Below are 12,275 nucleotides of genomic sequence, written 5' to 3' on the forward strand. Positions count from 1 at the left end.
GTGCGAACGATGCAGAGACAGAGACAACTGAGGCAGGGGCGGGGGCAGGGGCGGAGGCAGGGGCGGAGGCAGGGGCGGAGGCAGGGGCAGAGGCAGACAGAGCGGGTACGGCGGTGGCTGCGGGCGCGGACGCAGGCACGACGATGGGCACCGGTACGGCGATGGGCGTCGGCACGCCGATGGGAGCGCCCGTCGGCCAAGCGCGTACTGGATCTGACCCTCGGCTCGATCCTGCTGGCACTGGCCGCCCCTCTGCTCGCCGCGGGCGCCCTCGCCCTCGCGGCACGGCGAGCCCCCGGCGGGGTGCTGACCCGGTCGCCCCGGATCGGCCTGAACGGCCACCTCTTCGTACTGCGCTCGCTGCGCACCCGGCGACTGCGGCTGGATCTGCTCTCCCGGCTGCCGCACGTCGTACGGGGAGACCTCTCCCTGGTCGGGCCGGAACCCCTGACGCCGGACGACGAACGGGCCGCCGAAACTGTCGGCCCGAGCACAGCCGACACCCCCGCACCCGCCACCGCATCCGCCACCGCCACCGCCCCCACTGCGAGACACTGGCGGCAGGAACTGAAACCGGGCCTCACCGGCCTGGCGCAGGTACGTTCCCGTTCCGGAATGCCGTGGGACGAACCCGCCCTGCTCGACCAGCACTATGCCGAGCACCACTGGGTGGGACTCGACCTGGCCATCCTGGCGAGAGCCGTGCAATCTCCCCTGTACCGGGCGGTCCACGGACTCACCCGGCGTGGCAAGGCGCACCTGAGCGACACAGATCACCGCCGGTGTGGCTACAGCGCGGCGGAATAAGTGGATAGTGTCAGCACAGACTGATTAAGTTACTGCTTAGTAATCGCCAGTATTCCCTTGTAGACGCTGGATCCCACCCTCGCAGGCCCGAGGAGCCCCCAAATGCAACTCGCCGCGATCATCGTGTCGCTGGTGCTGACTGTGGTCGGCGTTGCGCTCATCGCCCGAGCCGTCGCGCAGATCTACCGGTTCGTCACGCTCGGACAGCCGGTCCCGGCGGGCAGCCGCACCGACAATCCGAAGCAGCGCACGATCACCCTGGTCAAGGAGTTCCTCGGCCACACCCGGATGAACCGGTGGGGGATCGTCGGCTTCGCGCACTGGTTCGTCGCCATCGGCTTCCTGACCCTGCCGCCGACGCTGCTCCAGGCGTACGGACAGCTCTTCAAGGCCGACTGGGTCCTGCCGATCATCGGCGACTGGCCGCCGTTCGAGATGTACACCGAGTTCATCGGTCTGATGACGACGGTCGGCATCCTCGTGCTGATCGCGATCCGGCTGCTGAACCTGCCCTCGCGGGCCGGTCGCAAGTCCCGCTTCGCGGGCTCCAAGGCCTGGCAGGCGTACTTCGTCGAGTACGTCATCCTCGTCATCGGCCTGGCGATCCTGACCCTGCGCGGGCTTGAGGGCGCGATCCACCACGTGGACGGCTACGAGGCGTCGTACTTCATCTCGTACCCCCTGGTCCTCGCGTTCAAGGGCCTCGCGCTCGGCACGCTGCAGAACCTCATCTACTTCACCGCGATGATCAAGATCGGCACCTCGCTGATCTGGATGATCACGGTCTCGCTCAACACCAATATGGGTGTCGCCTGGCACCGTTTCCTCGGCTTCCCGAACATCTGGTTCAAGCGGAACGCGGACGGCGCGGTCGCGCTCGGCGCGCTCCAGCCGATGACGTCCGGCGGCAAGGAGATCGACTGGGAGGACCCGGCCGAGGACGCGGTCTTCGGTGTCTCCCAGGTCGAGCAGTTCTCCTGGAAGGGCATCCTCGACTTCTCCACGTGTACGGAGTGCGGTCGCTGCCAGTCGCAGTGCCCGGCCTGGAACACGGGCAAGCCGCTCTCCCCGAAGCTCCTGATCATGTCCCTGCGCGACCACGCGCACGCCAAGGCCCCGTATCTGCTGGCCGGCGGCGGCAAGGACATGGAGGGCAACGAGAAGGCGTCCGAGGAGCAGCTGAAGGACGTCCCGGCCGCGGCTCTCGCCGAGGCCGAGCGGCCGCTGATCGGCACGGTCGAGGAGAACGGTGTCATCGACCCGGACGTGCTGTGGTCCTGCACCACCTGCGGTGCGTGCGTGGAGCAGTGCCCGGTCGACATCGAGCACATCGACCACATCGTCGACATGCGCCGCTACCAGGTGATGATCGAGTCCGCGTTCCCGTCCGAGGCGGGCACGATGCTCAAGAACCTGGAGAAGAAGGGCAACCCCTGGGGGCTCGCGAAGAAGCAGCGCGTCGAGTGGACCAAGGAGGTCGACTTCGAGGTCCCGATCGTCGGCAAGGACGTCGAGGACCTGTCCGAGATCGACTACCTGTACTGGGTCGGCTGCGCGGGCGCTCTGGAGGACCGGGCCAAGAAGACCACGAAGGCTTTCGCGGAGCTCCTCCACATCGCGGGCGTCAAGTTCGCGATCATGGGCGGCGACGAGAAGTGCACCGGTGACTCGGCCCGCCGCCTGGGCAACGAGCCGCTGTTCCAGCAGCTCGGCCAGGAGAACGTCGCGATGCTGAACATGGCGTTCGGCGAGGATGACGACGACCCGGAGACGAAGAAGCCGAAGTCGTCGAAGAAGATCGTCGCGACCTGCCCGCACTGCTTCAACACCATCGCGAACGAGTACCCGCAGCTCGGTGGCGAGTACGAGGTCATCCACCACACCCAGCTGCTCCAGCACCTCATCGACGAGGGCAAGCTGATCCCGGTGACGCCGGTCGAGGGCCTGATCACGTACCACGACCCGTGCTACCTGGGCCGTCACAACAAGATCTACACCCCGCCGCGCGAGATCATCGCGAAGGTCCCGGGCCTCAGGAACGAGGAGATGCACCGCCACAAGGAGCGCGGTTTCTGCTGCGGCGCCGGTGGTGCCCGGATGTGGATGGAGGAGCGGATCGGCAAGCGCATCAACAATGAGCGAGTCGACGAAGCTCTCTCACTCAACCCCGACATCGTCTCCACCGCCTGCCCGTTCTGCCTGGTCATGCTGACCGACTCGGTCAACGGCAAGAAGAACGACGGCAAGGCGAAGGAGTCGATCCAGGTGGTCGACGTATCGCAGCTGCTGCTGGACTCCGTGAAGACCCCGGCCGACCCAGCCGGGGAGACGGAGACGGCGGACGCACCTGAGCCGGAGCCGGTGAAGTAGCTCGGGCTGTCGTGCGACAGAAGCGGCCGGACCTGCCTCGGGGGCAGGACCGGCCGCTTCTGCTTCCACCCCCTGGACATCCCTCTGCGCATCCCCCTGGGCATCCCCTAAGGGATGTCACAGCTCGGCCGCAATGGCGGGCGAGATTCCCCGGCCCTCTCACCGCACCCGCGCGGACCAGGTACGTTCGATGACGTGGCTGGATTCAGGATCGGACGCGGCCGGGACAACCGCACCCCGCAGCAAGCGCAGCAGCAACCGCGGCAACAGCCGTACGGCACACAGGCACCACCGCCGTACGCGCAGCAGCCATGGCCGCCGACGGGAGGCAACGGCGCCCCGCCCCCGTACAACAACGGCGGCTACGGCAACGGCAACGGCGGCGGCCACGGGGAACCGGAGTACTTCGGCGACCCGTACCAGCAGCCCCACCACCCCCACGGATCACCCCAGCAGGGCGACCCGTACGCCAACTCCCCCGGCCACACCCAGGCGTTCAGCATCGGCGAGGACCCGTACGGCGACGGCAACACCTACCGCGCCGGCCAGGCCCCCGCCCAGCCCGCCGGCCCGCGGCTGCCGTGGAAGGACCTGCTCGCCGGCATCGTGCTGCGCCCGGGACCGACGTTCTGGCAGATGCGCGACTACCCGGTCTGGGGCCCGGCGCTCGTCGTCACGTTCCTGTACGGTCTGCTCGCCCTCTTCGGCTTCGACCAGGCCCGGGACGACGCGATCCACGCGACGATCTCCACGGCGGTCCCCTACGTCGTCGTCACCGGCATCTGCTTCGTCATCGGCGGCCTGGTTCTGGGCGCGGTCACGCATACCCTCGCCCGCCAGCTCGGGGGCGACGGCTCCTGGCAGCCGACCGTGGGCCTCTCCATGCTGATCATGTCGATCACGGACGCCCCGCGCCTGATATTCGCGCTCTTCCTCGGCGGCGAGAACTCCCTGGTCCAGGTCCTCGGCTGGATCACCTGGATGGCCTCGGCCGCGCTCTTCACCTCGATGGTGAGCAAGTCGCACGACCTGCCGTGGCCGAAGGCCCTGGGCGCGTCCGCGATCCAGCTGATCGCGCTGTTGTCGATCATCAAGCTGGGCACGATCTGACGCCCCCACCCGCAAAGATATGGAGGAACCCCTGGTCTCGAGACCAGGGGTTCCTCCATATCTTCATCTTCAGAAGCCAGAAGCACGCACACACGCGACGCGTCACACGTCACACGCCACGCGTCACACGTCACACGTCACATGTCACGCGTCGAGAACCTGCCCGCTGCGCACCTCGGCGACGTGATCGATACAGAAATCGCGCACCAGCTTCAGCGTCTTCCCGGTGTCGGCGACGTCGTCGGCGATCAGAACCTTCTTGTCCGAGAAGTCGATGACATTCGGAACGGGAGCCAGCATCACCGGCATTTCCAGGGTGGTACCCACCCCGGTACAGAACTCCACATCAAAACCGGAAACACCTCCCACCTGCGAAAACGCAAGCGAGAGGCCCTGAAACTCAGCAGAAACTCAGCACAAGTTCCCATCCGCGACCAATGATGAGGCTCATCAAAAACGGCCAGGGCTGCTCGCGTTTCCCCGGACCGTTGCGCGTTCAACGGAGGCGGTAGCGTCTACACCATGCCGGACGCTCTTGACGTGTCTGTGGCGCTGCGAGGCGGAGTGGATGGCCGCTCCTGCGCCTGGGATTTCGTGCGACGCTTCGCCGACGAATGGATGGGCCGCCCATTGCAGTCCGAGGACGGCTGCACCACGGCCGAACTGGACGCTGCGGAGGCCGAGCTGGGATTCGAACTCCCCACCACGTTGCGGGAGGGATACACGCTCTTCGGTCGTCGGAACGACTTGACCAGACAGCAGGATCCCTTGGTCACGCCGGTAGGGCTCTACGTCGACGAGGGCCTCGGCGGCGTCTTGGTCTTCCATCGCGAGAACCAGGACTGCGCGTCATGGGGGATCCCCTTGGACGAAATCGAGCAGGAGGATCCACCTGTGGTCGTGGAGTCGCACGAAGGCTGGCTCCCCTTCCTCGACCGCATGTCCGTGGCCTGGGTGGAGCTGGTACTGAGCGAGTCGCTGTTCGGGCCGGGAAGGCTCTACGACGCCTGTGAGCTGCCGAACAAGCTCCTGCCGAGCCTGCAAGCGCACTACACACGAGTCGACCTGCCTGACCATCCGATGTGGGCCAGCGCGGACGACTCACCCCTGCACTGGTACGCAGCCCCCGGCCGACTGCTGCGCCGTGACGGCCTGCTCGACCAGTGCTGGATCCACGCGCGCGGAAGGACGGCTGCTGACCTTGAGATGATCCGCGCCGACCTGCCAGGCCCGTGGGTCGGCTGATTGGTGGTTCGCCGCCAGACTGAGGAATCACGGCGAGCAGGTCTGGGGAACGAGCGAGCGGCACCTGGCCAGATTCAGAGAGCGCCACCACCAAGGCGCTGGCACGAGTCGGCTCAGGCACGGCGGGCACCCTTGCGGGTGGACTGCCGCAAGCACCGCGTGAAGCCCCCTGGATATCCCGGTAAGGACGGACGGAGTCGCTGCCCCACAGATACGGGATTGACGCTTGAGAGCTACCGGTTCGTAGCGTGACGCCGCTTCTGCGGGGCCACAGTGGTTGCCACACTCAGTAGAAACTCAGCAGAGCGCCCGATTAAGCCTATTCGAACAAATATGAGCAAGTTGGGCATAAGCGAGCCCGCCTGCGACGAACACCCCGCCCCGCGCGATGCTCAGCACGACGTCGGGCTCGAACCCGTCGTCGGCAACGGTCTGCGCCAGCTCACGCACGGCATGGCCGAAACCCTCGTACGTCAGGTTCTCCCGCATCTCGCCGCTCATCCGGCATCACACCTGCGTCCGGTGGAAATTCATGAACGAGCGCGACGCGGTCGGCCCGCGCTGGCCCTGGTACCGCGATCCGTACCGCTCGGAGCCGTACGGGAACTCCGAGGGTGAACTGAGCCGGAACATGCACAGCTGGCCGATCTTCATCCCCGGCCACAGCTTTATCGGCAGCGTCGCGAGATTCGACAGTTCCAGGGTCACGTGCCCGGAGAAACCGGGGTCGATGAACCCGGCGGTCGAATGCGTCACAAGGCCGAGCCGCCCCAGCGAACTCTTGCCCTCCAGCCGCGACGCAAGATCGTCGGGCAGCGAGATGACCTCGTACGTCGAAGCGAGCACGAACTCACCGGGGTGCAGGATGAACGCCTCGTCCCCGTCCGGCTCGACCATGCGCGTCAGATCGGCCTGCTCGACGGCTGGATCAATATGCGGATAGCGGTGGTTCTCGAACACCCGGAAGTAGCGGTCGAGCCGCACATCGATGCTCGACGGCTGCACCATCGACGCATCGAATGGATCAATGCGTACACGTCCGGCGTCGATCTCGGCCCGGATGTCCTTGTCTGAGAGAAGCACGCCCCGAGGATACGCAGAACGCGCGGGCCCACCCCAATCCGGGACCGCCCCGCGCGCCTGACACCGCTCCTACCGCTGCTCGAACACCACAGGCACGGCATGCCGAAGCCGCGCACAACGAGGACAGCGAATGAGCCGCCCGGGACCGATCCGCCCGGACCCGAGCTGCTGCATCGGGAACGAAGCGGTAGCGAAAACGTGCCCTTCGGCACAGCGGACGACGGTGCGCTCCATGGAGTCCATCAAGTCCCTTCCCCAACAAACCGTGGACGAGAACGCCACATTAGGGGATGAACAGGACGCCACTCCAGGCGGCACTCCGACCCCCACGCTACGCCCCCAACTCCCGCCCCCGGCACCCGCATCCACCCTCCCGCACAACAAAAAGGCCCCACGGCTCAAACGCCGGGGACCTGGCATGGGGTAGAGTGTGCAACGCTGCGCGACGGATCAGCGGTGCGCTTTGCGGGTGTAGTTTAATGGTAGAACATGAGCTTCCCAAGCTCAGAGCGCGAGTTCGATTCTCGTCACCCGCTCCATGAAAAAGCCCCAGGCCATCGGCCGGGGGCTTCTTTGTTGTCTGGACCTGTCCGACCTCGCCATGCCCTCCGCGTGCCCCAACTCCGAGAAATGCGCAGGTTAAGCGGCCGCCGCCGCACCACATCGGTGGCGCGGCGGCGGCGAGCCTCGCATATTGAGATCCGTTTCGTGTGGCCTCCGTCACTCCATTGTGGGGAAGCGTTTCGTTTCGTCCGCAAAGTGCTGGGCCATCAAACCACCGACAACTGCGGTCGATGCGCGGCATCAGAGCGGATGCCGCTGCGTCCACCATCCTGCGCGGCGACCCCCAGGCCGAAGATGAGGCCGCTGAGATCAGCGGGTCTCAACTGGAGGTCACGGGCGACATCGGCCAGCGATGTGCCCTCGGCCCGTATGGCTTTATTCGCGAGTGAGTCCTACGCGCCGGGGCGGCCGTGTCACCACAGCGGGCCCGACGCCGCTCGGTGTCGGGCCCGCTGGGCGGTCAGCGCGTGGGCCGGGGTGCCTGGTCGGCACCCCGCCTCATGCGTCAGGCGTGGGAGCCGGCCTTGCGACGGCGTGCGACGAACACCGCGCCCGCGCCGATCGCCAGGGCCGCGCCGCTCGCGAGGGCGAGCTGCGACGTCGCGGAGGACGAGCCCGTGGCGGCGAGGCTGCCGTTCACGGGACCGGCCGACGCGCCGCTCTGCGGCTTGAGGTCCGAGGTGTTCGGCTTGGTCGTGCTGGGCTTGGCGTCGTCGACCTTGCCGGGCTTGCTTCCCGCGGCGGCGATCAGGAACTCGTAGCCCTCGAGGTCCGGGTTCCCGCCGCAGGTGCCGTTGTCGTTGAAGTAGTCACCGGCGACGAAGGTGACGCCGTTGCCCGCGGGGGCCGAGGCGTCGACCGTGAGGCGCATCTTGATGTCGGCGTGGGCACCCGCCTTCAGCGGGCTGATGGCGTCCATGTAGTGCTTGTTGTCGACGGTCTTCCACTTCGCGGACGAGGCGGAGGACCACTGCAGGTGCACCAGGTCGTCGATGGTGTTGAGCCCGCTCCGGTCGGTCGCGTGGACGTAGGCGAACGGAAGCACCTCGTCCATGGTCTTGTCGGTGCCGTTGGTCACCCGGAGCTTGAAGTCGACCTTCGTGCCGGCGACGACGGTGGACGGCAGACCCGTGACGACCGTGGTGAGCCTGGCCTCCGGGACGCAGTCCTCACCGTCCTCACCGTCCTCACCGTCCTCACCGTCCTCACCGTCCTCACCGTCCTCACCGTCCTCACCGTCCTCACCGTCCTCACCGTCCTCACCGTCCTCACCGTCCTCACCGTCCTCACCGTCCTCGCCACCCTCCTCCTTCGCCTTGGCCAGAGCCTCGTCGGCGGCGGTCTTGTCAGCGAGGGCCGCCTTGGTGGCCTTCTGCGCCTGGTCCAGCTTCCGGGCCGCGGCGACCCGCTCGTCGTCCCGCGCGTCCAGGGCTTCCACGACCGCGGCATCGGCGGCGGCCTTGGCATCGGCAGCGGCTGCGGCGGCGGCTTCCGCCTCGGTGAGAGTCGTCGCCGCCGCGGTCTTCTCCTCCTCGGTGGCCGTCTCCGGGAGGGCGTCGACCGCCGCCTTGGCGTCGACGACCGCCTGGTCGGCATTGGTCTTCGCGGTGGCGGCGTCGGCCGCCGCGGCCTGGGCGGCCTTGGCCGCCACGGCCAGCGGAGAGGTGTCGGACAGAAGCGCTTCCAGAGCCGCGTAGGCGGCACTCTCGGCCGCTACGGCGTCGTCGTACGCCGCCTTCGCTGCGGCGGCGGCCTTTTCCAACTCCGCGATGGACGGCTTCTCCTGCGTCTGCGCTACCGGCTTGTCGTCGGCGAACGCGGGGGTAACCGACAGCAGGAGGGCAGGCGTGGTCACTGCGGCGGCAACAGCTGTGGCAAGAATCCGGCGAATCTTCACAAGAGCCCTTCGGGGTCCGAAAAAGAGAAGAAGGGGTCGCAGCGGAATGGGACACGCAGATGCGACTTGAGGTGATCGTATGGCCGGGGCAACGGTCGACCCGTCACGAGTTTTTCACCTGTTCCGGCCAACACCACAACACCGGGACAGACAGAAAAGACGAAAGGGTGCAGTTGCTTTCACTGCCTGCGCTTTCGCTGTGAGGAATGCCACATGACCCTGGACGCGTCGTTCTACGCCTCTCCGGCGCCGCCCCACCCGGCCTTATTTGTTGTTGGCCGGCCGGCGGTCACTCGGCAACGATTGACGGACAAGACCGTACGCGGCTGACAGCGGTGTTACAGGCCCCCGGGGTGCTGCGAGAGCCAATCCGGGTGGCACGCGCAGTGCATCCCGTTCGGCAGCGGTCGCGGTGATGACGTCGACCCCGCCGTCGTATGGGCGGAAAAGCCGTCCGAGACCCCTCGGCGCGGCTCCGCGCTCCCCAACGAACAGCAGCCCGGCCGGCGACACCGCGCCGCCGCGTTTTCTCAGGTGATGGTGACGACACGCGCCCAGGGCGGCGGGGTGTCCGGGACGTAGTCGGGGTTCTCTTCTTCCGCAACGCGGACGGGACGGGGGAAGAGACCGACAACGGTGCGGCAGGGCGGCTGCCCGGCGGGCCACGGTGTCTGATTGTCCGTCAGGGCAACGATCACGTCCGGGCGGGGCCGGGAGCGGAGAGCCCGGGCGAAGCCGGAGCGCAGATCCGTTCCCCCACCGCCGACCAGTTCGATGTTCTCGGCGCGGCAGAGCGGGACGGCGACCCCGGCCGCCGCGTCGCACGAGATCACCGAGACCAGGTCACGCCGCCCGCCCACCGCCCGCGAGATCGCCGCCACCTCCAGCAGCGCGCTGCCCAGCTCGGCATCGCTCACCGACCCGGAAGTGTCGATCACAACACAGACCCGGGGCGGCGTATGGCGCAGGCTCGGCAGCAGCACTCCGGGGACACTGGCCGAGCGCCGGGACGGACGCCGGTAGCTATGGTCCTCGCCCACCCCCGGGGCGCTTGCCGCGGAGCGGATCGCCGCCCCCAGCAACCGCCGCCACGGCTGCGGTGGATGGAACGCCTCGTCGGCCCACCGGCGCCAACCCTCCGAAGCGTCGCCCGGCCGGCCCCTGATCCCCTCGGCGACCCGGAAGCGGACCGCGTCCCGCTGCTGCTTGCTCAGCCCGTGTGCCCCGTCGGGCCCCAGCTCCCACGGTCGGCCCTGCCCGTCGGCACCACTGCCGCAGTCCAGCCAGGCCAGGTCCCCAGTGAGCCCTGACATCGACGCCGTCCGCAGGTACTCCTCCATCAACAGCCCGTCGGGCAGCCGCAGCAGAGAGGGCAGCACCGCCCCAGCAGGCAGGGGCAGACCGTCACCGTAGATGTCGTCGTTGATCTCGAAGTCGGCGGCGATGTTCCGCCGCAGCCGCGCGCCCGGCCCGTACTCCTCGTGCTCCCGCGCATACCGCTCGCCCCGCCCGTGGTGGTCCCGGAGCAGATGGGAGACCTCGTGCACCCAGACGCCCGCCAGTTCCTCCACCGGGGTGCGCGCCACGAAGCCGGGGGAGACGTAGCAGCGCCAGTGTGCGTCCACCGCCATCGTCGGCACCGACCGGTCCTCCACCACGTGCAGCGCGAAGAGTGCGCTTGCCAGGTAAGGACGGACCTTTACCGCGTGCAGCCGGGCGGCCAGCAGTTTCTCCATGTCCAGCGGTAGTCCGGGCGGGCCGTACGGCGTGCCGGAGCCGGCCGGTGGCGTCAGCACGGTGGCCCGCACCGGGCGCGGCGGCGCGGGCCGGGCCATCGGGCGCGGCAGAGGGTGCTTCGCGCCCCCCGTCATCGGCGTACCCTCGTCGCACGCCGGGCCTCGGCCGCCGCTGCGACCCGCCCCACCGACCGGTCCGCCTGTCGGGCGAGACCGATCACCCCGGCCAGCCGCTCCACCGCCTCCGGCACCTCCCAGTCGTCGCGCCGCAGTGCGGCCAGCGCCGTCGCGGGGGCGACCAGCAGGTCCGGGGCGCCGGTCTCCAGCGCCCGGACCAGCACCGCCCAGCCCGCCTCCCACCGCGCCCGCTCGGGCCGCGCCCCGACGGCGGCCACCACCGCCTCCAGCGCAGCCTGACGCAGATCGCCCCGCACCGGCAGCTCTGCGGAGGCCGGATCGGCGAGCAGCGACTCCGGGTCCGGCAGGTCCATCCGGTCCAGATGGGCGAGGAGTTCGAGCCCCGGCCCGTCCCCCACGGTGCCCCGCACCAGCAGCGCCAGCACCTCCCGGGAGACGGAGGCCGCCGTGCCGAAGGCGAGCAGGGCCAACGCGGCCTCCCAACTCCGGGGCGAGGGCCAGGCACCGCCGCGCCGTGCCTCCGTACTCGGCAGCCGGTGGATCAGCGTCGGCCGGGCTTCCAGGAATCCGCAGACTGCGCGCCGGGCGAAAGCCACCGCCTCCGGCAACCGCTCCGGCACCAGCCGGGGCAGCTCCGCCCGGGGCCAGACCCCGCCCAGCCCGCGCACCACCACCTCCCGGTCGTGCACCCAGTACAGATGCACGAACCGGTTGGCCAGCGGCGGGCTCAGCTCCCACCCGTCCGCCGCCGACGCGCTCGGATTGGCCGCGGCCACGATCCGTACCTCCGGCGGCAGTTGCAGTGCACCGACCCTCCGCTCCAGGACGACCCGGAGCAGCGCGGCCTGGACGGCTGGTGTGGCGGTGGAGAGTTCGTCCAGGAAGAGCAGCCCCTGCCCGGCCCGCACCAGTTCCACGGCCCACTGCGGCGGCGCCATCGGCACCCCCTGCACCGCCGGGTCGTCGCCGACGATGGGCAGCCCTGAGAAGTCGGTCGGCTCGTGGACGCTGGCGATCACGGTCGTCAGCGGCAAGTTGAGGGACGCGGCGAGCTGCGTCAGGGCCGCGGTCTTACCGATGCCCGGCTCACCCCAGAGCAGCACGGGCAGGTCGGCCGCGACGGCCAGGGTGAGGGCTTCGAGCTGCTCGTCGGGGCGCGGCTCGGTAGTGGTCGTGCGCAGGAGGGCCAGGAGATCGTCGGCGACGGCGAGTTGGGTGCCGGTTCCGGATGCGCCGGCGGGGGTGGGCGCGGGCACACCGACAGGGGCAGGGGCGGGCACACCGACGGCCTGGACCGAGGCGGGCAGGAGGGTACTGGAGGTCAT

At 68.7% G+C, this 12,275-nt stretch carries 9 protein-coding genes, 1 tRNA gene and 2 pseudogenes; 6 read left to right on the top strand and 6 right to left on the bottom strand.

Going from position 1 to position 12,275, the window contains the following annotated elements; all coding sequences use genetic code 11:
* Positions 1 to 9: 9 nt before the first annotated feature.
* The 3 genes from OH735_RS17420 (at position 10) to OH735_RS17430 (ending at position 4,287) form a co-directional block, all read left to right on the top strand.
* On the top strand, positions 10 to 807 hold the full coding sequence (locus OH735_RS17420) for a sugar transferase (protein WP_406382456.1): 798 nt from the start codon (positions 10 to 12) through the stop codon (positions 805 to 807).
* 102 nt (positions 808 to 909) lie between these two features.
* Positions 910 to 3,177 (top strand): (Fe-S)-binding protein, encoded by a 2,268-nt coding sequence (locus tag OH735_RS17425; protein ID WP_406382457.1) that lies wholly within the window; start codon positions 910 to 912, stop codon positions 3,175 to 3,177.
* Between the two features lie 195 nt (positions 3,178 to 3,372).
* A complete protein-coding gene (locus tag OH735_RS17430) occupies positions 3,373 to 4,287 on the top strand; it encodes a Yip1 family protein (protein WP_406382458.1) in 915 nt (304 codons plus the stop codon).
* Positions 4,288 to 4,437: 150 nt separating this feature from the next.
* Here OH735_RS17430 and OH735_RS17435 read toward each other — a convergent pair.
* Positions 4,438 to 4,635: pseudogene (locus tag OH735_RS17435) on the bottom strand (phosphoribosyltransferase family protein); the annotation flags it as partial.
* Between the two features lie 174 nt (positions 4,636 to 4,809).
* Between OH735_RS17435 and OH735_RS17440 the strand changes: the two are divergent.
* Positions 4,810 to 5,532: an SMI1/KNR4 family protein gene (locus OH735_RS17440; protein WP_406382459.1), complete on the top strand. Its 723-nt coding sequence runs from the start codon at positions 4,810 to 4,812 to the stop codon at positions 5,530 to 5,532.
* 345 nt (positions 5,533 to 5,877) lie between these two features.
* Here OH735_RS17440 and OH735_RS17445 read toward each other — a convergent pair.
* Together OH735_RS17445 and dcd are read right to left on the bottom strand one after the other, a co-directional pair.
* Positions 5,878 to 6,033: pseudogene (locus OH735_RS17445) on the bottom strand (phosphoribosyltransferase); the annotation flags it as partial.
* A gap of 6 nt (positions 6,034 to 6,039) precedes the next feature.
* Positions 6,040 to 6,615 (bottom strand): dCTP deaminase, encoded by a 576-nt coding sequence (dcd, locus tag OH735_RS17450; protein ID WP_072487843.1) that lies wholly within the window; start codon positions 6,613 to 6,615, stop codon positions 6,040 to 6,042.
* Between the two features lie 465 nt (positions 6,616 to 7,080).
* Between dcd and OH735_RS17455 the strand changes: the two genes are divergently transcribed.
* Positions 7,081 to 7,154 (top strand) — tRNA-Gly (locus OH735_RS17455).
* A gap of 255 nt (positions 7,155 to 7,409) precedes the next feature.
* The gene (locus tag OH735_RS17460; protein WP_406382460.1) at positions 7,410 to 7,568 is read left to right on the top strand and encodes a hypothetical protein; all 159 of its coding nucleotides are present in this window, start codon (positions 7,410 to 7,412) and stop codon (positions 7,566 to 7,568) included.
* 116 nt (positions 7,569 to 7,684) lie between these two features.
* Here the strand turns inward: OH735_RS17460 and OH735_RS17465 are convergent, their stop codons facing one another.
* The 3 genes from OH735_RS17465 to OH735_RS17475 form a co-directional block, all read right to left on the bottom strand.
* Positions 7,685 to 9,076: an LAETG motif-containing sortase-dependent surface protein gene (locus OH735_RS17465; protein ID WP_406382461.1), complete on the bottom strand. Its 1,392-nt coding sequence runs from the start codon at positions 9,074 to 9,076 to the stop codon at positions 7,685 to 7,687.
* A gap of 530 nt (positions 9,077 to 9,606) precedes the next feature.
* Positions 9,607 to 10,812 carry a DUF2201 family putative metallopeptidase gene (locus OH735_RS17470; protein WP_406386609.1) on the bottom strand — a complete coding sequence of 402 codons (1,206 nt, stop codon included), beginning with the start codon at positions 10,810 to 10,812 and terminating at the stop codon, positions 9,607 to 9,609.
* Between the two features lie 131 nt (positions 10,813 to 10,943).
* Positions 10,944 to 12,275, bottom strand: coding sequence for an AAA family ATPase (locus OH735_RS17475; protein WP_406382462.1), 1,332 nt, complete (start codon positions 12,273 to 12,275; stop codon positions 10,944 to 10,946).

The sequence above is a fragment of the Streptomyces sp. NBC_01618 genome (genome assembly GCF_045209435.1).
Classification (GTDB): domain Bacteria; phylum Actinomycetota; class Actinomycetes; order Streptomycetales; family Streptomycetaceae; genus Streptomyces.

Coding starts and splice junctions, on each gene's coding strand:
- OH735_RS17420 (WP_406382456.1), top strand. CDS start 10: ATGCAGAGACAGAGACAACTGAGGCAGGGGCGGGGGCAGGGGCGGAGG.
- OH735_RS17425 (WP_406382457.1), top strand. CDS start 910: ATGCAACTCGCCGCGATCATCGTGTCGCTGGTGCTGACTGTGGTCGGC.
- OH735_RS17440 (WP_406382459.1), top strand. CDS start 4,810: ATGCCGGACGCTCTTGACGTGTCTGTGGCGCTGCGAGGCGGAGTGGAT.
- OH735_RS17460 (WP_406382460.1), top strand. CDS start 7,410: ATGCGCGGCATCAGAGCGGATGCCGCTGCGTCCACCATCCTGCGCGGC.
- OH735_RS17470 (WP_406386609.1), bottom strand. CDS start 10,812: ATGGAGAAACTGCTGGCCGCCCGGCTGCACGCGGTAAAGGTCCGTCCT.
- OH735_RS17475 (WP_406382462.1), bottom strand. CDS start 12,275: ATGACCTCCAGTACCCTCCTGCCCGCCTCGGTCCAGGCCGTCGGTGTG.